The 22,221-nt window shown below is 59.2% G+C and carries 19 protein-coding genes and 1 tRNA gene; 1 reads left to right on the forward strand and 19 read right to left on the reverse strand.

Features of this window, described 5'->3' with window-relative positions:
* Positions 1-87: 87 nt before the first annotated feature.
* The 14 genes from rbr to DWX25_RS09050 form a co-directional block, all read right to left on the reverse strand.
* Positions 88-627, reverse strand: a complete 540-nt coding sequence (gene rbr, locus DWX25_RS08985; RefSeq protein WP_117735427.1) for a rubrerythrin — start codon at positions 625-627, stop codon at positions 88-90.
* Between the two features lie 98 nt (positions 628-725).
* Positions 726-1,631, reverse strand: coding sequence for an adenine glycosylase (locus DWX25_RS08990; protein WP_117799295.1), 906 nt, complete (start codon positions 1,629-1,631; stop codon positions 726-728).
* 21 nt (positions 1,632-1,652) lie between these two features.
* Positions 1,653-2,138 carry an Rrf2 family transcriptional regulator gene (locus DWX25_RS08995; RefSeq protein WP_117735425.1) on the reverse strand — a complete coding sequence of 162 codons (486 nt, stop codon included), beginning with the start codon at positions 2,136-2,138 and terminating at the stop codon, positions 1,653-1,655.
* Between the two features lie 359 nt (positions 2,139-2,497).
* Positions 2,498-2,575 (reverse strand) — tRNA-Asp (locus DWX25_RS09000).
* A 408-nt stretch (positions 2,576-2,983) separates the two neighbouring features.
* On the reverse strand, positions 2,984-3,451 hold the full coding sequence (locus tag DWX25_RS09005; RefSeq protein ID WP_117735424.1) for a YfcE family phosphodiesterase: 468 nt from the start codon (positions 3,449-3,451) through the stop codon (positions 2,984-2,986).
* Positions 3,452-3,545: 94 nt separating this feature from the next.
* Positions 3,546-4,262, reverse strand: a complete 717-nt coding sequence (locus DWX25_RS09010; protein WP_006235156.1) for a LytTR family DNA-binding domain-containing protein — start codon at positions 4,260-4,262, stop codon at positions 3,546-3,548.
* 72 nt (positions 4,263-4,334) lie between these two features.
* The gene (locus DWX25_RS09015; RefSeq protein ID WP_117735423.1) at positions 4,335-5,678 is read right to left on the reverse strand and encodes a histidine kinase; all 1,344 of its coding nucleotides are present in this window, start codon (positions 5,676-5,678) and stop codon (positions 4,335-4,337) included.
* The gene (locus tag DWX25_RS09020; protein ID WP_117799399.1) at positions 5,675-6,862 is read right to left on the reverse strand and encodes a glycosyltransferase; all 1,188 of its coding nucleotides are present in this window, start codon (positions 6,860-6,862) and stop codon (positions 5,675-5,677) included. Before DWX25_RS09020 ends, DWX25_RS09015 begins: the two co-directional genes overlap by 4 nt.
* A 171-nt stretch (positions 6,863-7,033) precedes the next feature.
* Positions 7,034-8,293 (reverse strand): MFS transporter, encoded by a 1,260-nt coding sequence (locus tag DWX25_RS09025; protein WP_117799397.1) that lies wholly within the window; start codon positions 8,291-8,293, stop codon positions 7,034-7,036.
* Positions 8,294-8,394: 101 nt separating this feature from the next.
* Positions 8,395-9,339, reverse strand: a complete 945-nt coding sequence (locus DWX25_RS09030; RefSeq protein ID WP_117799395.1) for a zinc dependent phospholipase C family protein — start codon at positions 9,337-9,339, stop codon at positions 8,395-8,397.
* 92 nt (positions 9,340-9,431) lie between these two features.
* A complete protein-coding gene (locus DWX25_RS09035; protein ID WP_117716143.1) occupies positions 9,432-10,166 on the reverse strand; it encodes a LytTR family DNA-binding domain-containing protein in 735 nt (244 codons plus the stop codon).
* Between the two features lie 39 nt (positions 10,167-10,205).
* Positions 10,206-11,597, reverse strand: coding sequence for a sensor histidine kinase (locus DWX25_RS09040; RefSeq protein ID WP_233502246.1), 1,392 nt, complete (start codon positions 11,595-11,597; stop codon positions 10,206-10,208).
* Between the two features lie 112 nt (positions 11,598-11,709).
* Complete coding sequence (locus DWX25_RS09045) at positions 11,710-12,987, reverse strand: amidohydrolase family protein (protein WP_117634436.1); 1,278 nt, start codon at positions 12,985-12,987, stop codon at positions 11,710-11,712.
* A 131-nt stretch (positions 12,988-13,118) separates the two neighbouring features.
* Positions 13,119-14,570, reverse strand: a complete 1,452-nt coding sequence (locus DWX25_RS09050; RefSeq protein ID WP_117735418.1) for an APC family permease — start codon at positions 14,568-14,570, stop codon at positions 13,119-13,121.
* Positions 14,571-14,925: 355 nt separating this feature from the next.
* On the opposite strand from DWX25_RS09050, the gene DWX25_RS09730 reads away from it, so the two are divergent.
* Positions 14,926-15,927 carry a C39 family peptidase gene (locus tag DWX25_RS09730; RefSeq protein ID WP_233505276.1) on the forward strand — a complete coding sequence of 334 codons (1,002 nt, stop codon included), beginning with the start codon at positions 14,926-14,928 and terminating at the stop codon, positions 15,925-15,927.
* Positions 15,928-16,379: 452 nt separating this feature from the next.
* Here DWX25_RS09730 and DWX25_RS09060 read toward each other — a convergent pair whose 3' ends face one another.
* The 5 genes from DWX25_RS09060 to DWX25_RS09080 form a co-directional block, all read right to left on the reverse strand.
* Complete coding sequence (locus tag DWX25_RS09060) at positions 16,380-17,834, reverse strand: family 1 glycosylhydrolase (protein ID WP_255412944.1); 1,455 nt, start codon at positions 17,832-17,834, stop codon at positions 16,380-16,382.
* Position 17,835: 1 nt separating this feature from the next.
* The gene (locus DWX25_RS09065) at positions 17,836-19,185 is read right to left on the reverse strand and encodes a PTS sugar transporter subunit IIC (protein WP_117858919.1); all 1,350 of its coding nucleotides are present in this window, start codon (positions 19,183-19,185) and stop codon (positions 17,836-17,838) included.
* Between the two features lie 9 nt (positions 19,186-19,194).
* Positions 19,195-19,488: a PTS sugar transporter subunit IIB gene (locus DWX25_RS09070; RefSeq protein ID WP_117648560.1), complete on the reverse strand. Its 294-nt coding sequence runs from the start codon at positions 19,486-19,488 to the stop codon at positions 19,195-19,197.
* 46 nt (positions 19,489-19,534) lie between these two features.
* Positions 19,535-19,861, reverse strand: coding sequence for a PTS lactose/cellobiose transporter subunit IIA (locus DWX25_RS09075; RefSeq protein ID WP_117757821.1), 327 nt, complete (start codon positions 19,859-19,861; stop codon positions 19,535-19,537).
* Positions 19,862-19,980: 119 nt separating this feature from the next.
* Entirely contained in the window at positions 19,981-21,876 is a 1,896-nt protein-coding gene (locus DWX25_RS09080) for a BglG family transcription antiterminator (RefSeq protein ID WP_117799390.1), read from the reverse strand.
* Between the last annotated feature and the right edge of the window lie 345 nt (positions 21,877-22,221).

Genomic DNA, 22,221 nt, shown 5'->3' on the forward strand with positions numbered 1-22,221 from the left:
CCTTTCCCTCGCGCGACTCTGCGAAGCCGTGAGCGAGAGGGAAAGGTATCTCCCCGCCCCGCGCCCCGCAGCAGCCAGCGCCACGCGCTAGTAGTTCACCACCTGCTCCTCAAAGTACGCCTTCGGGTGGTTGCACACCGGGCACACCTCGGGCGCCTCGGCACCAACATGCAGGTGTCCGCAGTTCAGGCACTTCCACACCTTTACACCCTCGCGCTCAAACACCTCGCCCGACTCAATGCGCTCGACGAGCTTGTTGTAGCGCTCCTCGTGAGCCTTCTCGACAGCAGCGACGCCGCGGAACTTCGCGGCGATCTCGGCAAAGCCCTCCTCCTCGGCGGTCTTGGCAAACTCGTCGTACATCTCGGTCCACTCGTAGTTCTCTCCCGCGGCGGCATCGCGCAGGTTATCCAGAGTGCTGGGAACGGCGCCATCGTGCAGATACTTAAACCACAGCTTGGCGTGCTCGGACTCGTTGCCCGCCGTCTCGGCAAAGATATTCGAGATCTGAACGTAGCCGTCCTTTTTTGCCTTGGATGCATAGTAGCGATACTTGGTGTGCGCCTGAGACTCACCGGCAAAAGCGGTCTCGAGGTTCTTCTTGGTTTGAGAGCTCTCAAAATCCATAGGTGTACTTCCCTTCAATACATGCCGCCCATAGGCTTTGAGCGGCCTTATTTTATGGTACCCCCTGCCGAAAATCTAAACCTTAAAATTCGAGCGGGCTACACACTCAGCCAACGATCGTCCTCGGAGCGGCAAAAGCCCTCGCGCTCCAGATCGGCCAGAATACTCGCGACCAGCTCACACTCGACCGGCGCTCGACCGGCCGCCGCCTCCATCTCGTCAACGCCTGCGACGGCCTCATCGAGCGTAATCCCCGCCGGCTGGTCATCGCGCGCTGCCAGCAACATGCGCACGATATGCGCGCGCTTTTGGCGACGCGAGCCCTCAAACTTTGATTGACGGCTATAGCCCGCCGAGCGCCTGGACGGATTGGGCAACGTCTTTTTTAGATATGCGCCGTAATCTAGCAACGCGTAATACCACGCGCGCGGCGTATCGGCATCATCGAGCGGCACGGCAAAGGGAGCGATCTTGTCGAGCGCCGCACCGGGGGCCGCCGGACAGGCCGCCTGAATCAGCGGCACCAGTTCGCGATCGGGAACGGCGGGCACATCGGGAAAGAAATGATGCAGAAAGACCGTGCGCACGTTGGTCTCCAGATACACACCCGGAAGATCAAACGCAAACGACCGGATACCCTGCGCCGTTGCCGGGCCAATACCTGGCAGAGCGACCAAGTCGCGCGTCTCACGCGGAAACTCCCCATCCCAGTCCTCTGCAACGCGCTGAGCGGCCTTGTGGAGCGCCAGAGCGCGTCGGTTGTAGCCCATGCCCTGCCAAGCATCTAAAACATCGGAAGGCGCGGCCTGAGCGAGCGCCTGGACGGTCGGAAAACGATCGAGCCACGCCGGCATGCGCGTCTCCACGCGCGGAACCTGTGTCTGCTGCAGCATGACCTCGGAGAGCCAGATGATATATGGGTCGCGCGTGCGGCGCCACGGAAGGTCGCGATAACGCAGGACCCCTTCCGAACGAATCATCGAACGAAAGGGGTCCTGAATCATGGCAATGCTCCTTATGCGGCGCTATTCCTCCCGGCAGGCGCACGCACAGGTGGCGTACTCGGGAAACGCATCGCGATCGGCGAACTTGGGATCGACAGCCGGGAACTGGCGATGGGCGACGATGTCGCCAAGCGAAACGGAATCGAGGTAGTCGCGCATCAACGCCTGGGCTCCGGCCCACAGGGGATGATAGCAGCACGTGCCCATGCGCGCACAGTCACCATCGGGCGCGGTGCAATCGTTCATAACCATAGGGCCCTGAACAGCCTCGACGACCTGGCGGATGGTGACATCGTCCGGACTGACCTTGAGACGCATTCCACCGTGGACGCCACGCAGGCTCTCCACAATACCGGCCTGGACCAAACCGTGTTGGATCGAACGGGCAAACGAATACGGGACATTGACCTCTTCGGCAGCGGTGCGAACAGAAAGCAAACGCTCCGGGTCCTCGGCAAGCATCGCCAGCATACGAAGGGCGTAATCAGTCTTCCTCGATATGTCCATTTTTCCCCTTTCAAGGAATACGAACAGCTCGAACGAGCTCCGGGGCCGAGCTTGTGTCGAGACGCTAAATGACCGCTAGGACATCCAAATGATAAATAGGATATCCACTGAGTGCCGCGCTTGGAGCGAAATGCATCAGATGCGGCCTACAGTGCAATTTAGTATAACCTAACCCCCTGTCTCGTTGAACAGGTGTTGCGCAACAAAGCTGCTGTTTAGACAGATATACTTATTGGATTTTACTTGCGTTCCCGAAGGTGCGGGGATTCTGGGCGAAGATGCGCCAGGGCGATCGTTCTATCGAAACAAAGTGCATCAAACGCAAAAAGCCACGTCCGAAGACGTGGCTTTAATTGCGTTGGCGGGAAGTACGGGGCTCGAACCCGCGACCTCCGACGTGACAGGCCGGCGCTCTAACCAAACTGAGCTAACTCCCCAGGCAGGCGTTCGCGTTTGTTTCCGCTCGCGTGCGCTGCGGGGATTAGTATACACAGAAGTCTGTCCGGCACGCAACAACTTTTTTGAAAAAATTTTTCGGTCCCTCCGGGAGGGTCTCCGGGGCTGAGGGCGGGGGTTAAGTTTGCTGCTCTACAGTCCTGCGCAAGACGGAAAGCACATTAAGTGCTTTCCTTTGCGTGCGGAACTCGCGACAAACTTAACCCCTGCCCTCAGCCCCGGAGACCCTCCCTGCCGTCATATTATTCAACCAGTTTTGCGGGCGTGCGCCGCTGCGCGGCTAGCCCGCGTGCTCCTCGGCGGGGTTGGTCTGATGGATCTTGTTGAACTTTGACCTTTGGCTCATAAAAAACGGGAGATGCGATCTGCATCCCCCGTTTTTGTTGCGGTTACTCTAGGTCAATAAACTTGGTGCTTATGATTTGGCCGTCGTTGACGAGCATTCTGGCCATAGTGGGACCTCGGGTACCTCTGGGGTAGCTGGCGCTGCCCGGGTTGAGGACCAAGCAACGGCCCACTTGGGCTTCTTTGGTTACGTGGGTGTGGCCGTTGATGGCTACGTCTACGGATCCCACCGGGAGGTCTTCGCGGTAGTGGGCTACAGCGAATTTGAGGCCTTCGTAGGTAAAGAGCGCCAGGCGATCCACATCGGGGCCGTAGTCGCGGTAATAATCGTTGTTGCCCAGTACGGCCCGCACAGGGGCGATGGTGCATAGATGCTCGTAGTCCATCTCCGACGTAAGGTCGCCGGCATGGATAATCAAATCCGCACCTTTAAGCTCGTCTAAGAGCGCGGGCGAAAGATAGCCGTGGGTGTCCGAGATGATGTCGATACGCTTGGCGCTTGCACTGTTCATGGGATCCCTTCCGCAAAAACGATTTGGCAGATACATACAAAAAGGCCCCACGGCTCCGCAGACGATAGGTCCACAGGGCCGCGGGGCCAGTGTGCTAGAGACTCAGAGCCTTCTTGAGCGGCACGACGCGGCGGCGCGAAACCGGCACGCGTTCGTCGACGCCCGTAATGCCCAGCTGGATGGCGCCCGAGGGCACCGTCTCAACGTCGGTAACGCACGCCAAGTTGACGATATAGCGGCGGTGAACACGGAAGAAGCCAAAGTCGCAGAGCTTGGCCTCAAACTGCGCCAGCGAGGTCGTCGACAAAAAGCGATCATCGACGGTATAGATGCAGGAGTAATCGTCCTTGGCCATGATAAAGCGAATGTCGTCCACGGGAATGAGCACCTTGCGGCCGCCCTTTTCCACCGGGATACGCTCGATGGTCACCTTGCTGTCCGTAACCGGCTTAGCGCGTTGCATGACCTTCTCGATCGCGCGATCCAAGCGAGCTTCCTCGACCGGCTTCATCAGATAATCGACAGCATCCACGTCGAATGCCTCGACCGCATGGTCGCTATACGCAGTCACAAACACGATCGCCGGCGGATTTTTGAGCTTATGCAGCGCCTCGGCAAGTTGCAGGCCCGAGGCACCGGGCATCGAGATATCGAGAAACACGACATCCACGCGACTTTCCATAAGCATCTCGATGGCGGAGCGGACGCTCGACGCCTCCGTGATCGTGCCGATCTTGCCCGTTTGCTCGAGCAAGAAGCGAAGCTCCGAGCGAGCCGGCGCCTCATCATCCACAATCATCGCACGCAGCATAGGGATAAAACCTTTCGTCAACTAACTACGCCGGGCATCCGTCGCATGACGTTGAGCCCGTAGCCTTTTATTTTACTCTTGAATGTCAAAGATGCTCTCTGACAAATCAAGATGAAGAAGCACTTTGGTGCCCTTGCCCGGCGCCGATTCGACACGCGTATAGGAGTGTGGCCCATAAAAGCGATGGATGCGCTCCGAAATATTGTGCATGGCCACACCGGCGCCGCCGCCCTGGGGAGAGCTGGCGTCGGGACGGGCAGAGCGCTCGTCAAACAGTCTGGCGGCGGTACCCTCATCCATGCCCACGCCGTTATCAGCAACGGCAATCAAGATTGCATCCTCGCCGTCTTGGTGAACGGTCACGTCGATCCTCAGGGCGCCGTCATCGCCCATACCATGACGCACGGCGTTCTCGACAATCGGCTGAATCACGAACGCCGGCACCAGCGTATCTTCCACGTCCTCGGACACATCGAACGTTGCAAGCACGCGGTCCTCGCCAAAGCGGGCCTTCTCAAAGGTAAGGTAGCGCTTGGTCTGTGCGACCTCGCGCGAGACCGGAATAAGCGATCCCGAGTTGTCGAGCGTGGCGCGATAGAACGATGAGAACTCACGAAGCAGTTCGCGGGCCCGCAACGGGTCGGTGCGCGTAAACGATGCAATGGTGTTCAGCGTGTTGAACAGGAAGTGCGGGTTAATCTGTGCCTGCAGCGCACGCACCTCGGCGCGCGCCGTGAGTTCCTTTTGCACCTCGAGCTCGTGGATGGCGAGCTGCGTGGACAAGATCTCGGCAAAGCCCGAGGCAAGCGCGTACTGAGTACGGTCGACGGCGCGCGGGGTCTTGTAGTAGAACTTGAGCGTGCCGACGGTACGATCGCCCACCTTGATGGGAGCGATAATGCCGGCGGGGACTTGGTTGTGCGAGCCGTCCGAACCCACGACATCCACCATACGGTTGAACGACTGCACGATGCCATGTTCGATAACGTAGCGCGTTGCAAGCGTGTGGATGGGAGAATCTGGCAATAGTTTTTCCTCAAACTCGCCCGCGCAGGCAAGCACGTTTTCCTCGTCGGTGATGGCCACCGTCATGGCGCGCGTCTCGGGCAAAATGCGCTGGCACACCAAACGCGCCGACTCCTGCGTCAGACCACCCTTAATGTCCTCGAGCATGGCCGAGGCCACCGAGAGCGTCTCTTCGGTGTACTGCGAGCGCACCGAATCGGGATTGAGCGTCAAAAAGATAAAGATGCACAGAAAGATGCACAGCAGCGCGCAGGCAATCACCGTGGCGATCGGCTCGATGCCGGTCACCAGGGCAAAAATAAAGTACATCAGCACGCAAATGGCGCAGGCAACGGCAATGATGCGAAAGATTGATAATGAACTATCGCGCTGGGCGCGGCGGTCGATCATTCGGCCCCCTCCAGGATACTGATCAGTTGTGCGTCACGCCAAAGCCCGTCCATGATCTTTGGCCAAAAGCTCTGGAAACGCAGGTAGCTTGCAGCGTTTTGGCGCGCATAGGCCTTTGCCTCGTCGATACCATGGCGCCAGATGCGCAGGTAGCCCTCATGCTCGCGGGTAAACACGCTGCGGACCATAGCGGTCTTGCGCACGCGGTCGTCGAGCTCGCGCGAAATCCACGGGCCCGGGTAGGGCATGAGCGATGCCGCCGTAACAGGAATGAGCTCCTTTTGATGCGCGGCGAACGTCAACTTGGCCCGTTCGTAGTACCAACGGTATACATCCTGCATAAAGCGCGGTGAGCGCTTTTCGGACTCCGGAGGCAAATGGCGCACGGTCCACTCGTTATCGAACCACACGTCGTAGCCAAACATGCGCATGTTAAAGAGGTAATCCAAGTCCTCGCCGCGGGTGATAAACGGGTCAAAGGCCACACGCGTAAAGGCGCGGGCGTGCAGGGCCATCAGGCCGCCGCACACGTAGTTGGAGCGCGAGATGCGGGTGCCCGAGAGCGCCTTTTTCATCCAACGGTTGAACTCGATGCGCTTGGTCCACCAACGATGGCAGATGCCCGCCTTGTCCGTGGGAGCCAGCGGCGATCCGTCGCGATCGTAGAAATAGCCGCTCTTGACCAAGATCGGCAGGCCCTGACGCGTCTGCTGACCCAGCGCGTAGGTCGCGCGCTTCATAAAGTCGGCATCGATGACAGTCTCATCGTCATCCAAAAAGATAACCGCGTCATGCCCCAGCACAGCGGCACAGGCCAGCCCCATGTTGCGGATGGCGCCGTAGCCTCGCAGACTCACGCACTCGCCCGAACCCTTGGGCGCGATCTGAGCAACCCGGTCTGCGATGCGCAAGGCCTGGGTGTTGGTGACAACGGTGACCTTGAGCGTGGGATGCGCGTCGACAATCTCGTGCACGCGCAGCGACACATCGGCTGTGGCAGAAACGGGACAGACCACCAAAAGGATGATGCGCGGGATGTCGCGCACCTGTTCAAGCGAGGCCAGGCAGCGGTCGAGTTCGGGATTGTCGGCGTTGAGTCGTGTCGAATGGTCATAGGTGCCAGGGGCGTTTGCGCGAGCGTCATCGCCCGCCCAATACGTTGGAATCACGACCGTGGCGTTCATGCCTTACCCTCCCTGCAACACAAAAACGGGACGCCGCCAAACACAGGCGACGCCCCGCGACCTAGCTGACTCCATCATACCCACTTGGGCTAATCATTGTTCGAAAGTCAGAATGTTTATTGCGGATAACCCCAAAAGAATATCGCGGCGGACGCAATTACCGGCAAGTTCCTATGCGGCCTGCTCTGCCGTCTGAGACATGCGGGACAGGCGGACCAGCAGCACAAAGCCAACGACCAGCAGCACGCCAATGGAAAGGACGCCCAGCGACGGGTTGCCGGTCAGCGAGGTAACGACCGACACCAGAAAGGTGCCCATAACACTTGCATAGCGGCCAAAGATATCAAAGAAGCCGTAGTACTCGTTGGACTTTTCCTTGGGAATAATGCGGCCAAAGTAGCTGCGGCTGAGCGCCTGCACGCCGCCCTGGAACAGGCCGACCAAAATGGCAAGCACCCAAAACTCAAAGGCGGTCTTGAGGAAGAACGCGGCAAAGAGCACGATGCCCATATAGGCGGCGACTGCCACCAAGATCATGTTGAGCGTGCCCACGCGGCCGGCGAGCTTGCCGTAGATGATGGCGGACGGGAAAGCCACAAACTGCGTGACGAGCAGCGCCAGGACCAACTGGGTCGAATCGATGCCCAAGGCCGATCCGTAGCTGGTTGCCATGGAGATGACCGTGTGCACGCCATCGATATAGAAGAAGAACGCGATCATGTAGACCAGCACGGTCTTGTTGTGGGCGATCTCGCGCATGGTGTGTCCGACCTCGGAGAACACGCCGCCCACAATGTGGCCGATGGTGTCTTCGGGCTTGCGCTCGCGACCGTATTTTTGCTTATAGGTGCGGATGAGCGGCAAGGTAAAGATGAGCCACCAGGCGCCGGTGATAATAAACGACAGGCGCGTGGCCAACATGGTGGGGACGCCAAGGGCCGGACCGCCCATAATGAGCGCCAGGCAGATGATGAACGGCACGGTGGAACCGATGTAACCCCAAGCGAAGCCCGAACTCGACACGGCGTCCATGCGCTCATCGGTGGTGACATCGGGCAACATGGCGTCGTAGAACGTCATAGACGAGTTGAGGCCGATGGTGCACAGCACATAGACGGTCAAAAACGCCATGGCGGACATCGGGATAGCCTGTGCAAAGCAAAGCACGAGACCCGTCAGGAAGAAGCCCAAGAAGAACTTGATCTTGTTGCCGGCGTAATCGGCAAGCGCGCCCAGAATGGGCATGAGCATGGCAATGACCAGCGAGGCAATCGTCTGAGCGTTGCCCCAAGCGACCACCAGGTCTGCCGAGGAAGCACCGGTATTGATGGCGTTAAAGTAGATGGGCACCACCGAGGTATTGAGCAGTACGAGGGCCGAGTTTCCCACATCGTACATGACCCAGTTACGCTCGAGCTTGGTGTATTTCATGGACAGGGACCCTTCGTATTCGCCCGATATGCAGTTAGTTCATCGTACCCCAATTGTCCAGAAGCGCCGGTAAGGATTCGGCAAAGGGGCACGCACGAGCCCTACTCCTCGCGGTCGAACTCCTCGTCGGCGCCGAGCACGCGACCGCTGTAATTGACATGGTTGGTCACGGCTTCCATATCGCCGGTCTCGATAAAGCGGGCAACCGTGCACTCGTAATCGAACAGCGCGCGGTCAAAGACCTCGGGGAAGCTCTCGGTCGAGACTTCATCGGTAAAGGGGTTCTTCCATGCCAAGTGGCCCAGGTTGCCGGTACGCTCGGGCAGCTCGGTCGTCACGCGGTGCGCAAGGCCGTCGAGCAGCGAATAATCGTGCACCAAGCCCTCAACCAGCGAGATCGCGCGCGTCTTTACGGAGCCGGCCGGCTCAATCGCGCGGTAAAGTCGCTGCATATTGGCTACGGCAGCACCGTACTCCCCCACCGGGATATCGATGCCGTACACGCATCCGGCAACATAGCTCATCAGCACACCGGCAACGCGATTGATGCGATCGGTGGTAACGATCTCGCCCGCCGGCGGGTAATCGTCGACCGTAGCGCCATCGCGTTTAAGCTGCAGCATCAGTACATCCAGGTCGCTCTCGATCACGGCATGGACCTGACTGCTCGAATCCTCAAGCTCTGAATCGGACTCCACGATGCCAAACTGTTGCTCATAGACAAAGGGATGGGCGTTGCGGTCGAGCACGTAATGAGACAGCAGGCCCAGCGCAAACGCACGGCCCAGGTTGGCATCGCGCGGCAGCAGGTGCGACACGCCATCGCGCAGACACGAGAACTGACGCGACATGCGCGACCGATGCATGACCTGCGCCAGCAGCGTGCAGTCGGAAACACGCGGTGTCAGAATGTGAAAGAAAAACGGGTCGGGGCCTTGGTTGCCCAAGATAAAGGCAATGCGCTCTTCATCGGACGTGATGACGCCCTGCGGAAGACGGTCGATGCTTTCCTCGCCAAACAGATGATGGGTGATAAGCGCGGGCATAATGATCCTTTCGATTTCATTCGATGCCACCCATTATGCCCACCGCGCGCCCATACCAAACCTGCGATGGTAAACGACGGCACGCAAGCCTCTTACGCAAGCCCCAGGTGCGACTTGACCTCGGCGGCACGACGACGGGACACCGGCACCGTCGAGCTCACGCGGTCGAGCCTGAGCTCCATCAACCCCGTGGAACCAATCTCAACATTGTGCACGTCTTCCAAATTGACCAGATAGCTGCGATGAACGCGAATAAAGCCCTCGGAGCCCAAGCGACGTTCGAGCGAAGAGATCGACTCATTGATCAGATATGTTCCCTCGGCGCAGACGGCGTTGCAAAAATCGGCACGCGCCTCAAAGTAGCAGACATCCGCCACGGGGATGAACACCTTTTTGCCCCCGCGATCCACCGTCAGGCGCAAGGGCTGGCGCGGAGCATGGACGACACGACGAACGCCCAGGGCGGCCTCGATCTTATCGAGCGCCTTTGACAGGCGGGCATCCTCGACCGGCTTGACGACGTAATCAATGGCATCGAGGTTATAGGCATCGGCCGCATACTCGGCAAATGCCGTCACAAACACCACGACCGGCGGCGTTTTTAGGTTCTGCAGCGTCTCGGCAAGCTCGATTCCCGAGCGGCCGGGCATCGTGATATCCAAAAACAGCACGTCGGGCTTGTTCGACAGAATCGACTCCACGGCCTCGGTGACATTGCCCGCCTCGGCAATCTGTCCCACACGTGCATCCTTTTCCAGCAGATAACGTAGCTCAGCCCTAATAGGAGGCTCGTCATCAACCACCAAGATGTTCCATCCCTCGGACATATGCGCTTCCCCTCTTTTTTCTCTCAATCCAACCGCGCGCTACACCTTCATCGGCGCCGGCTCATGCGGCTCGCCGTTCAGCTCGACGATGACCTGCGTTCCCACACCCTCCTGGGACTTCACGCGCATGCCGGAATCTTCTCCGTAAAAGAAATGGATGCGCTGAAGCACGTTGAAGAGCGCCAAGCCGCAACCTCGCTTGACGGAGCCGTCGGCGGTAATGCTCTCGGGCTCCTCTCGGCGATGCTGCTCAAACAGGTGCGCGCAGACTTCTTTGCTCATGCCGATGCCATCGTCCTCGACAATGATCTCCAAGCCGTCATCGGTCTCGAAAGCCCTAACATGAATAGAAAGCGGCTCGGTCTCGCGCTGCGCGTGCTTGATGCAGTTTTCGAGCAACGGCTGCAAGATAAACGGCGGCACCATGCAATCGCGCACCTCAAAGTCGATATCGACCGAGACGCGCAGACGGCCGTCGCCATAACGAGCCTGCATAAGATTGATATAGCGAGTGCCCTGTTCCACCTCGTGCTCGAGCGTGGTGAGCGTATCGGAATCGGACAGTGTCTGACGGTAGTAATTAGAAAAGTCGATGAGCAGCGATCTGGCCTTGTCCGGCTCGGTACGCACGAGCGACACGATGGTGCTGATGGTGTTAAACAGAAAATGAGGATCGACCTGCGATTGCAAGGCGCGCAGCTCCACGCGAGCTGTAAGCTCGTCCTGGCGCTCGAGCTCAAAGCTCGCAAGCTGCGTGGAAATGAGGTCGGCAAAGCCCGAGGCAAGCGCCGTTTGGCGCATATCGATGCTGCTCAGACGGGGATAATACAGCTCGAGCGTGCCCACGCAATGCCCGCGCACGGTGAGCGGTGCGACGATACCGGCGCGCAGGCGCGGAAAGTAGCCACCCGTCTCGGTCGAGGCATCGCGCGAAAACACGCTTTGCTCACCGCTGTTGATTACGTTGAGCGTAGTCCGCAGCACAACCGGAGTGCCCGCGGGGCATTTTGCCGAGTCCTCGCCCCAGCTCGCCAGCACCTGCTTGCCGTCGGTAAAGCAGATGGCCGAAGCAATGGTCTCGGAAAGGATGATTTTGGAGGCGCCCAGGGCCGCTTCGGGCGTAAGGCCGCGCGACGTGTAGGCGAATATTTTTGATGCGATGGCGAGCGTACGGTCGGTAGCGCTCGACGTGAGGTCGTCGGGGACCACAAAGACATATGAAAAGAAGAAGCACAGCATGACCAAGCCGGCAATGACGACAACGCCCGGGACGGGGTTGGGATTATCAGTCAAATCCCAGATAAGCAACAGGATAAGCGCCGGAACGACAAAACCGAGCAAGATGGCCTGAACCACATGCTGGGCCGTACGAAAGACCTTGGTAGAGTTGTAGCTCTTACCCAGAATCAGCCTATTGAGATCCACCGTCATCCCCTTCTTACTGACGCACCCCATAGCAATAAAGAGGGCCGCAAGCGACCCTCTCCATTGCATTATGCAATCAAATACTGTGTTTTACATCCAGCCATCGATGAACGGTAGCTTAGGCGCTGTACTTGTTTGCCTCGCCGAAGGTGCCGGCCTCGACAATCCAGCCGTCCTTCATGATGACGTCCATGTTGTCGGTGTTGAGCACGTGGATGTCGGCGGCGACGTCACCATTGACGACCAGCAGGTCGGCGCACTTGCCGGCCTCGATGGAACCGGTCTCGTCCTCGATGTGGCACATCTTGGCACCGTTGAGGGTGGCACAGGTGATGGTCTCGACCGGGGTGAAGCCGATCTTGTCGACGAACTCGTACATCTCCTCAATGGAGCAGGTGCCGTACGGGGTGACGAAGGAGAAGGAGTCGGAGCCGATCGTCATGACGACGCCGCGCTTCTTGGCCTCGCGCAGGCAGTCGTAGTTGCGCTGCAGTTCCTTCTCGACCAGGGTGCCCTCGTACTTGTCGTGCAGCTCGGGGACGTAGACGGGCGGATAGGTGGCGTACCAAGTGGGCAGGAAGGCGATCGTCGGGGTGAAGAAGGTGCCCTGCTCGGCCATGAGGTCCATGGTGCGCTCATCGATATCGAAGCCGTGGATCAGCTGCTCGCAGCCAAAGCGGACGGAATCGTAGGCAGCGGCGTGGTTGTTGTAGCAGTGGCTCCACACGGGGATGCCGACCATCTTGGCCTCTTCGACCACGGCCTGAATCTCCTCGGAGCAGTAGTGCTGGTCGCGGCCGGAGTCCCAGCGCCAGATGCCGCCACCGGTAGCCCAGATCTTGATGGCATCGGGGTTCTCGCGCAGGCGACGGCGGACGGCCTTACGCAGATCCCAAGGACCGTCGACCTGATCGCCCCAGGGGTGCGATTCCTTGTTGAGCTCCTGGCTGCAGTGGTGGGAGTCGCCGTGGCCGGCAACGCGGCAGAAGCCAAGGCCGGTTGCCAGAACGCGCGGGCCCTTGAAGACGCCCTTGTCGATGCAGTCACGGATCTGGATACCAAAGCGGCCGATCTCGCAGACGGTGGTGAGACCGTGGGTGAGGCAGTCGTAGGCCTGCTTGACGGCGACTGCCTGCTTCTCGAGGAGCGGCTGCATGACCCAGTCGGTGTCATCGTCGGTCAGGTTGCCCGAGAAGTGCAGGTGGGTGTCGATCAGGCCGGGAAGGACGGTCTTGCCGGCGGCGTCGATAACCTCAACGCCCTCGGGAAGGTCCTGCATGACACCGGCGTACTCGATCTTGCCATTGTCGTCGACGAGAACGAGGGAGTTCTCGACCGGCTCGGCACCGGTACCGTCGATGAGCTTGCCGCCAACGATTGCATACTTAGTGGACATGGTTCCTCCTTATGGATCCATATAGTGGGCGAGGCCGCGTTGGGTTAAGGCCTCACAAAACTACCCAAGTGGTGCCGGTTTCGGTGCGCGAGAGAGAGGGCCCCGCACACCCGATCCGTCCCGGCTAGGCGTTATTTTTTGCGGGAATTGGTGAAGGCCATGAGGGCCAGGCCAACAGCCAGCCAGCCGATCACGATGCTCCACTCCACCATGTTGAGGGAGGCGGGAGAGAACGGGATCACGAGCAGGCCAATGATGGTGCCGCAGGCAACGATAGCGAGGCTGATGCCAAACTTGCCGCCGGGCACCTCGTAGGGACGAGGCAGGTCGGGCTCGGTGAAGCGCATGCGCAGGCAAGCGAGGGCGACCATGCCGCAGGAGAAGATGAAGGCGAGAGCCGACACGTTGGTCAGAGGGATGAGCATGTTCTTGCCCAGGAACGGGCCGACGACGGTGATGACGCCCAGAACGACGCAGGCGAGCTTGGGAGCGCCGGACTTGGGATCGACCTCGGCGAACTTCTCGGGCAGCTGGCCCTTGCGGCCCATGGCGAGCATGATGCGGCTCGTGGCGCCGTAGAAGGAGTTCATCGGGCCCATGGGTCCAAGCGTGGCGATGACGAGCATGGCCAGGTACAGGAGCATGTTGATGCCCTTGAGGCAGGCAAGCGCGGGAACCGGGCTCTTAACAAACTCATGCCAGTCGAGGATGGTGCCGAACGAGTAGATGCAGACCATGTAGAAGCCGCCGGCGGCCAGCAGAGCCAAGGAGATGATCTTGCCGAACTTGTTCCAGTTGAGGCCCTCGGCTGCTTCCTCAGCCTGCTGAGGAATAGTGTCGAAGCCGGCGTAGAAGAACGGGGTCAGAACCAGGACCGAAACGATGCCTGCGAACAGGCTGGTGCCCTCGGTAGCGGGCTTGCCGCCGCCAGCACCGGTGACCTGGGAGAACACGGGCATGGCGTTGTCCGGCGAGCCGGTGAACAGCGAGACGCCCATGGCGAGCAGCATGCCGCAGAGCAGGGCCTTGGTCAGGAAGGCCTGCAGCTTGGCGGCCGAGCTGGCACCGCGGAAGTTGAGGAAGATGACGTAGGTTGCAAAGCCGAGCGCGATCAGCGTCGGGAACAGGTAAACGTCGGCGCCCAGGATGGTGTAGAGCTTGACGGCGCGCAGCCACTCAAGGCCGGGCAGGCTGCCGAACATCTCGGACACGAGGGTCGAGATGGCGATGGCCTCCCACGGGCACAGGATGCCGTTGCCCAGGGCCAGGAGCCAGCCGGTGATGTAGCTCATCGTACGGCCAAAGCTACGATCGACATACTCGACGATGCCGCCCGAAATGGGGATAGCAGCCGTGAGCTCACCGAAAACAGCTCCGACGGGCACGAGGAAGATTGCGCCCAAGAGGAATGCAATCATAGCGGGAACGGGACCGCCGCCCACGACCATCCAGTCGCCGACCTGCAGAACCCAACCGGTACCGATGATGGCACCGAAACCGATGGTGAAGAAGTTCCAGAGCGAAAGCGTTTTCTTCATGCCGCCGTTGTCCTCGACTGCAACTTCTGCGTTCTTGTCCGCCATTGTTCCCCTCCTTTCCTTTTTGACGCCCCCTGGCGTCACCCCTTGCGCGGCCTGTTCGACCGCGCGCTTTTATTTCGTGGCTTTAAGATACGGCCTCGGCGCCACGCTGCCGCTTATGGCTCGACCGAAGGCAGAACTGCAAAACGAGCGGCGCCGTTTTTGGGACGAACGGCGGGAGACGTCATTCGTCCTGGACGCTTTCATCTTGTCTGCTTTTGGATACCTGTTGCCGTGACGCTTGGCGCGCGGCGCGGCAACGTTCATACCATTTGTCAGGCTTTTGGCGCACATACCCATGTGTCGTGCATCTTTTTATGTAGGATAGACAAGTTACACACGAGGCAAGGTGATTCGAATGGTATACGGATACAATGACGGCGACCAACGGCCACAAAGCGTGCGCCTTGCCGGCCGCACCACGCCAACGCCCAGAAGCACCTCCGACAACGGCAACCAGCAGCGCCCCCAAGAGCAGCCCGGGGCTTCTTCTCGGCAACAAAGCCGTACCGTGCAGCAGTCAGACCGCGTGAGTACGAGCACACGCCAACGCCAGACCGACACATCACAGCCGCGCCGCTACGATCGCCGTAAGACCGACTACTACGTTAAACGCTCCTTTTCGCGACCTCAACGCGATCGCGGCAATTCAGCCCCTCACCCCGCGTCGCATACCACAAGCAACGTGCTTCCGGCCCGCCGCCTACGCCTTGCGCTTTGCTCCATTGCCGCCTGCCTCGTCTTTGTGTTTTTGGGATCCTGTATCTCCCACGGATCAGCCGGTCTTGAGCCCACTGCCGAGGACAAGCTGCTTAAAGCTCCCGTCGCGCCCGGTTACTCCTTTGCGTTCTCGACCCCACGCTCGCAATGGCAGGCCGGTACCATGCCCCACATCTACCAAATTGACCCCGCATGGTCGGAGCTGTCCTATGCCGGTGGCACTATCCGCGAAAACGCTTGCGGTCCCACTTGCCTCACCATGGTCTATATCTTTAAGACCGGCCACACCGATAAGACGCCGGTCGATATATGCGCGCTGGCCGAAGCCGGCAACTACGCCCCCACTGGTGCCACCGAGTGGTCGTTTATGACAGGCGGTGCGTGGCAGCTGGGACTCAACGGAACACAGCTCTATAACGATCGTGAATCGATTACCCAAGCACTTCACTCGGGTGCGCCCGTTATCGCCGCAGTGCGCCCCGGTACGTTTACCAACGTAGGCCACTACATCGTGCTCTACGGCATCGACAATGCCAATCAGATTGGCGTCTACGACCCCAACTCGGCCAGCCGCAGCGCCCGTCGCTGGGGCGTCGTAGAGGTCCTCAACGAAGTCGAAGCCATGTGGGCCTACTACTAGTCATTGGGCACTCATTGGGGACAGACTTAAATGAGTGGTCGTTGGGGACAGTCTTACGGACGCCGGCCGAGAGCAGACGAAAAGGGCCATCCCGAACTGCTTGGAACTGCCAGCACGGAAAGCGCATCCTGCTTTGGGGCCCAATAGCGGGATGCACTTTCCGTTAGCGGCCCGTTTGGGAAACTAGGGACCGCTTTTCGACAAAAATCTGGGATGCATTTTCCGATTGAGGGCCTCAAGGGAAACCGCACCCCATGTTGGACGCTCATTCTGGGATGTGCTTTCCGCAGTTGATCGATGCGGCTTTTAAGGACTGTCCCAAGCTGCCGGCAGGAAAGGAACGTCCCCAAGTGTCGGGTTTCCGCAGTCTGCAATGCTCCTCATGAACAGCCGCCTCAATAGCAAAAGCCCCGCGGCCGAAGCGGACCGCGGGGGCAACAGACCTGCAAGAGTTAACTCAAGTCCTCGCCATTTGATGCAATGACCTTTTGGTACCAGCAGAAGCTGTCCTTTCGGTAGCGATCGAACGTGCCTTTGCCCGTATCATCGGCATCGACATAAACAAAGCCATAGCGCTTCTTCATCTGCCCCGTCGAGGCCGACACCAAATCGATACAGCCCCACGGCGTGTATCCCATCAGGTCAACACCGTCCTCGACAATTGCATCGCGCAGCGCAAGAATATGCCTGCGCAGGTAATCAATATGATACGCATCGTGGACTTTGCCGTCTTCCAGCGCATCGAGTCCGCCCACACCGTTCTCGGCGATAAAGAGCGGAAGATGGTAACGATCGTGGTATCCGGCAAGCGTCACGCGCAAACCCAGCGCATCGATCTGCCACTTCCAGGCAGTCTCTTTATCCTTGAGGTACGGATTGCGCAGCGTCGGGAACACGTTGCCCTCCGCCTTCTCGGCGATCACCTGATCATCGGCGCACACCAAGCGCGAGCAATAGTACGAGAACGAGATGAAGTCGACCGTATGCTCTGCCAGATACTCCGTATCGCCCGGCCCAAAGGGCACGTGAACACCCTCTTTCTCGAGCGCACGCAGCTTCCAAGCAGGATAGGCGCCCGCAGCCATCACGTCTGTGTAGAAGTAGCGGCCGCGGTCCTCCTCATACGCAAGCCATACGTCCTCGGGCGCACAACGGTACGGATAGGTCGCACTGGCAGCGATCATGCAACCCACCTTGTTTGCGGGATCGATCTTGTGCAGAATCTCGACAGCGCGAGCGCTCGCCATAAACATATGGTGCGAGAACGCCGCGGTCACGGCTGCACGGTCACGCTCATCCTCGAGCGTGACACCCGCGTTGAGATAGGACAGCGCCACGCTGTTGATCTCGTTGAACGTAAGCCAATAACGCACGAGGCCCTGGTACGCGCGTCCGACGGTCTCGACGTAGTGCGCATACCGCTCGATCATCTCTCGGCTTTGCCAGCCACCATAGCGCTCGACCAGAGCCAACGGATAGTCGTAGTGCGACAGCGTCACAAGCGGCTCGATTCCATGCTCGCGAAGCGCCTCGAATACCTGACGGTAAAACTCCAAGCCCTCGCCGTTGGGCTCGGCCTCCATCCCTGTGGGAAAAATACGGCTCCAGCAAATTGAAAGACGCAGGCACTTAAAGCCCATCTCGGCAAAGAGCTCGACGTCCTCGTGCCAATGATGGAAGAAGTCGTTGCCCCAGCGGCATGGATACAGCCTGTCCGGATCGTCCACGGGCTTTTGCCTGCCAAACATTACATCCCAGCGGTCGGAACCCTGTGGAATCAGGTCGGAGTGCGACATACCGCGGCCGCCCTCGTTCCAGCCCCCTTCGGCCTGGTTGGCGGCGAGGGCACCACCCCACAAAAAGCCCTCGGGCATACCGGCGGCAGACGTTCTGTCAAAGTAACTCATGCTACTCAGTATCCTCGGCAGAAGCTGCCACGGCGTTCTCCTGCTCCTGAGCCAGGAGCAGGTTGTCGTACACCTTAAAGAACGGGTACCAGACCACAGCCATGACCACGATCAAAACGATCGTAAACACCCAGATGCGCGGGTCGAGGCACTGGATAAAGCCCTGAACGAAGATGGGGAACGTGCCGCTCACCAAGATGTAGAAGTTAGAGACAAGACCCAGTGAGACCGCACCCCAATACAGCAGGGCCGAGATCATGCCGCCTAGCACAAACGGAATCATGAGGATCGGGTTGAAGATGATGGGCGCGCCGAAGATCGCGGGCTCGGAGATACGGAAGAAGCTCGGCACGATCGATGCCTTGCCAAATGCCTTGAGCTGCTGCGACTTTGCCCTAAACGCGCAGAGCGCCACAAAAGAGAACGTATTACCCGTGCCGCCGATGAGGTTGATGACCATCGACATGAGCACCGGGTGGAACTCAAGCGGCTGCCCGGCAGCATAGAGCGAGGCGTTGGCGGCAAAGGCGGCAAGCGTGACCGGGGCGGTGATGGGCATTACGATCATGTTGCCGTGGACGCCAAAGCGCCAAAACAGCAGCGTCATGAAGCAGATAAGCAGTGCGCCGGGCACAGAGTCAACTGCGACGGAAAGCGGGGCAGCGAGCAGCTTCTCGATAACCGAGGGGATGGACAGCGCGGGATCGATCATCTGGATCAGCAGGTTGCCGCCAAAGAAGATGAGGATGTTGGCGAGCATAGGTACGATGGCGCCAAAGGTTTCGGACAAAAACGGCGGCACGCCATCGGGCATCTTGATGGTGATGCCCTTGGTCTGGCAGAAGCGCGTGACCTCGACGGAGACCAAGGCAACGATGATGGCGGTAAACAGGCCCTGCGCACCCAGATAGGTGCAGGGGACCGCCTGGAGCACGGACTCGTCAGCAAGCTGGTAGTAGGACGACGGCGCCGCGGCGATCAGGAACATCACCAGCGAGATCATGCCGGCGTTAAGCTTGGGCATCTTGTAGGTGCCCGCCAGGTTATAGGCGATTGCGAACGTCACGATCACCGACAGTATGCCCATCGTCATGTTGAAGGGGATGAGCAGCGTGAGCTTATTGGCCGTGGCAAAATCGAGCCAAGGGCCAAAGACGGACCAGAACCCGCCCTGCGCCACCAGGTCGGCCGTGACCGGCGGGTTGGCGAGGACCATAAAGACGGCAGATACCAAGATGAAGCTGATCGCGCTCATAAAGCCCTTTTGCATGGAGGCAAAGTGGCGCTCGGTGCCGCAGAAATTGGCGATAGGGGTCAGTTTTTCCTGAAGCAGGGTCATGAACTTCTCCATGGTCGCCTCCTAACCCAACAGCGACTGGGCGAGTGCCAGCACGTTGGCGGCGTTGCCCATGCCGTAGTCCTGTGCGGGGATGACCGCGGTCGGCTTACCGCTCCCCTGCTTGACGGTGTTGAGCTGGTAGGACACCTGCGGCCCCAAGAGCAGCACGTCATAATTGGCGCACGTCTCCTGATACTCGCCGATACCCACCGCATCGATATCGAGCTCGATGCCGTTTTGCTCCGCATATTTCTCGAGTTTCTTCATCAGAATGCTTGTAGACAGACCAGCTGCGCAAACAAGAAGGATCTTCATAAGGGATTCCCTTCGCATTGATTGGTTGGATAGTCACCGCACGCCGCTAGGCGTTCTTGGTTGCAGTGCGCTCATACAGACAGATCAGCTCCTGCACGAGCTCCTGAGCAAGCATGGAGCACATGAGGTGGTCCTGAGCATGGACCAGCAACACATCCACCGACAGATGCTCGCCCGCTGCCTCAGTCGAAAGCAGCTGCGTTTGGATGTGGTGAGCCTTGATTCCCGCATCCTTTGACTGCTTCATGAGTTTGGCGGCGGCGTCAAAATCCCCCGCTTTTGCCTTTTCAAGGGCTTCGAAGGCAAGGCTGCGTGCCTCTCCCGCTGCAGCGACCAGCTGAAACGAAACCATCTCGGTTCCCTGATCGTCCATAACGGTCTCCTCTCCCGTGATGTTTGGTTTGTACTTGAATATTCGAAACGCCTATCTCCCGCCCGCAATCCTCGAGGTTTATTGCAGGTAGACAGACAGGGTTATCGACAAAAGAAGTCTTAAGCCGTATGCGCTTGCACAAGCGCCATCAGCTCATGCCAGGACCGGCGCTCGCGTAGGCGCTCGACCCCCTGGCGGTCCATAAAGATCTCGGCGAGCAGTGAGCTCAAGATCCGCGCCTCATCGCCGCCCGACCGGGCAAACGACACCATAAAGACGATATCGACCTCATGGCCGTATTCGTCCCAAAGAATGGGATGTTCGAGCAGGCCCACGGTAACAAAGGCCTCGGCGCTCAAGGGATGCATCCCATGGGGCATGGCTACCCCATTGCCAAACGAGGTGGCACTCGCGCTCTCGCGCTCGGCGACCTCTTGGGCAAACTGGGCATCGACACGGCCGCTCTCGACGGCGCGCTCGGAGAGATATCGGAGAGCGGCCTGCTTCGACGACGCCTCAACGCGGTTGAAGAACAGGGCACGGCTAAAGAAAGAGCTCACGGAGTCTGATTGCGCAGTGTCGTCGCTCAACACCTTGCGGATAGCGTTGACATCGCTCGTCTCCAAGAAGAAATCGGCCTCGCGAACGGGCACGGGCAACTTGACGTTGAGCGGCACCGTTGTGAACATGTAGTCGATGTGCGAAAAATCGAGCGTTCCCACGCGGGCGACATCGCATGTCTCAATCGAATCGATATACATGCCAAACTGCTTGCGGTACTGGTGCTCTAGCATGCGGGCGCTTCCCGCTCCCGAGGCGCACACAATCAGGATGCGTTTGCGACGCGGCTGGTCGGCTTGCTGCTCGAGGGCCAGGGCAAATGCCATGGCGATGTAGCCGAGCTCTTCATCAGAGGGCTGGCTGCCAAAATGACGCTCGAGTACCTGCGAGGTGCCAGCTGCCATCGAATAGGCCAACGGAAACCTCGTCTTGATATCGGGCAGCATGGGGTTATCCATATGCATGTGATATTCAAGGCGATAGCCCAGAGGGCCGATATGCCGAGCAAGGTTCATGCGAAGTTCAAGATCGCCGCTAAAGTCAAACCTAAACTCATCGTTGACCGCACGTACCATCTCGGAAGCAATCTCCCACATCTCATCTGAGATAACGGCAGAGCCCTTCTCGGGCACGCCCGTGCCCCTGCCGAGCAAATGGATTGCGATAAAGGCAACCTCTTCTCGGGGCATGCTCACGCCCAGGGCATCCTTGATGTTTGCGGCAATCTGGAAAGCCGCGGCGTATTCGCGCGTTCCCTCCAGTTTTTGAACGTCCGATTCTGCAGCTGGGACATAGCAGCCCTGCTCGATGCGGCCAAGAGCGATGTAAAGATGCATGATGAGATTGCGGGATGCCAGCGAGCTCACCGTGACGGGCGAGGCCGTCAGGGCATCGTCCACACATGCGGCGATGGCCCGCAGGCGCTCGGCGAGCTTTGCATCGTCGGTGTCGGGCAACACGGGCCTCACCAGCGAGGCGAGGCACAGGCGCCGTTGCGACTCCCCGCCCGCAACGCGGATTCCGTAGCGTGGGCGCTTTTCGAGCGTTAAGTCAAATTGGGCGAGTTTCTGCTCTACCAGACGCATGTCATTGGACAGAGTTCGCGCCGAAACGTAGAGTAAATCCGCATACTCCTCAATCGTCACCCACTGGGACCGCATGAGGAGGTCGTTAAGAAGGAAGGACACACGGCCGTCGCGCGTATCAGGAATGCCCGGATGAGCCAGAGCCGCACCGTCTAGCAAGCGAGCAAGCTCATCTGCACGTGCAACATCGATACGATACTGCCCCTTGCTGCCAACGATGCGTGCAACCCCTGCAAGGTTGTCGTTTGCGCGATGGATATAGTTTCTCACGGCGCGTTCGCTTACCTCGAGACGCTTGGCAAGTACCGCGACAGCGACAGGCTGAGCGTCCTCGATCATATTTACAAGCTGCTTGACGCGAGCATCCATGTCCTCCTCCTTTCCCTGCGTCTAGTCTAACGCGGTAAAGAATGACACTCCACGTCGCGCTCGTTCCGCCAACTCGGAACAGGTTGCGGGGAGTCCAGCTGAGCTATGGAGAGCCTGGGGAGAGGGCCCGAAGGCAATGCGTCGGTGTGGGATGCGCCTTCCCAGCCATTGGGCAGTCATTGGGGACAGACTTAAATGAGTACCCAATGACTATTAAGGACTGTCCCAAGCTGCCGGCAGGAAAGGACCGTCCCCAAGTGCCGGGTTTGTCCCCAATGACTAGGTGAATAGCAAAAGCCCCGCAGTCGGAGCGGACTGCGGGGCTCATGAAGAGAGGTGGTTTGT

It is taken from the genome of Collinsella sp. AF18-8LB (assembly GCF_003459795.1).
GTDB lineage: Bacteria > Actinomycetota > Coriobacteriia > Coriobacteriales > Coriobacteriaceae > Collinsella.

Excerpts from the sequence above, each read along its gene's own strand:
- rbr (WP_117735427.1), bottom strand. The coding sequence starts at position 627 with ATGGATTTTGAGAGCTCTCAAACCAAGAAGAACCTCGAGACCGCTTTT.
- DWX25_RS08990 (WP_117799295.1), bottom strand. The coding sequence starts at position 1,631 with ATGATTCAGGACCCCTTTCGTTCGATGATTCGTTCGGAAGGGGTCCTG.
- DWX25_RS08995 (WP_117735425.1), bottom strand. The coding sequence starts at position 2,138 with ATGGACATATCGAGGAAGACTGATTACGCCCTTCGTATGCTGGCGATG.
- DWX25_RS09005 (WP_117735424.1), bottom strand. The coding sequence starts at position 3,451 with ATGAACAGTGCAAGCGCCAAGCGTATCGACATCATCTCGGACACCCAC.
- DWX25_RS09010 (WP_006235156.1), bottom strand. The coding sequence starts at position 4,262 with ATGCTGCGTGCGATGATTGTGGATGATGAGGCGCCGGCTCGCTCGGAG.
- DWX25_RS09015 (WP_117735423.1), bottom strand. The coding sequence starts at position 5,678 with ATGATCGACCGCCGCGCCCAGCGCGATAGTTCATTATCAATCTTTCGC.
- DWX25_RS09020 (WP_117799399.1), bottom strand. The coding sequence starts at position 6,862 with ATGAACGCCACGGTCGTGATTCCAACGTATTGGGCGGGCGATGACGCT.
- DWX25_RS09025 (WP_117799397.1), bottom strand. The coding sequence starts at position 8,293 with ATGAAATACACCAAGCTCGAGCGTAACTGGGTCATGTACGATGTGGGA.
- DWX25_RS09030 (WP_117799395.1), bottom strand. The coding sequence starts at position 9,339 with ATGCCCGCGCTTATCACCCATCATCTGTTTGGCGAGGAAAGCATCGAC.
- DWX25_RS09035 (WP_117716143.1), bottom strand. The coding sequence starts at position 10,166 with ATGTCCGAGGGATGGAACATCTTGGTGGTTGATGACGAGCCTCCTATT.
- DWX25_RS09040 (WP_233502246.1), bottom strand. The coding sequence starts at position 11,597 with ATGACGGTGGATCTCAATAGGCTGATTCTGGGTAAGAGCTACAACTCT.
- DWX25_RS09045 (WP_117634436.1), bottom strand. The coding sequence starts at position 12,987 with ATGTCCACTAAGTATGCAATCGTTGGCGGCAAGCTCATCGACGGTACC.
- DWX25_RS09050 (WP_117735418.1), bottom strand. The coding sequence starts at position 14,570 with ATGGCGGACAAGAACGCAGAAGTTGCAGTCGAGGACAACGGCGGCATG.
- DWX25_RS09730 (WP_233505276.1), top strand. The coding sequence starts at position 14,926 with ATGGTATACGGATACAATGACGGCGACCAACGGCCACAAAGCGTGCGC.
- DWX25_RS09060 (WP_255412944.1), bottom strand. The coding sequence starts at position 17,834 with ATGAGTTACTTTGACAGAACGTCTGCCGCCGGTATGCCCGAGGGCTTT.
- DWX25_RS09065 (WP_117858919.1), bottom strand. The coding sequence starts at position 19,185 with ATGGAGAAGTTCATGACCCTGCTTCAGGAAAAACTGACCCCTATCGCC.
- DWX25_RS09070 (WP_117648560.1), bottom strand. The coding sequence starts at position 19,488 with ATGAAGATCCTTCTTGTTTGCGCAGCTGGTCTGTCTACAAGCATTCTG.
- DWX25_RS09075 (WP_117757821.1), bottom strand. The coding sequence starts at position 19,861 with ATGGACGATCAGGGAACCGAGATGGTTTCGTTTCAGCTGGTCGCTGCA.
- DWX25_RS09080 (WP_117799390.1), bottom strand. The coding sequence starts at position 21,876 with ATGGATGCTCGCGTCAAGCAGCTTGTAAATATGATCGAGGACGCTCAG.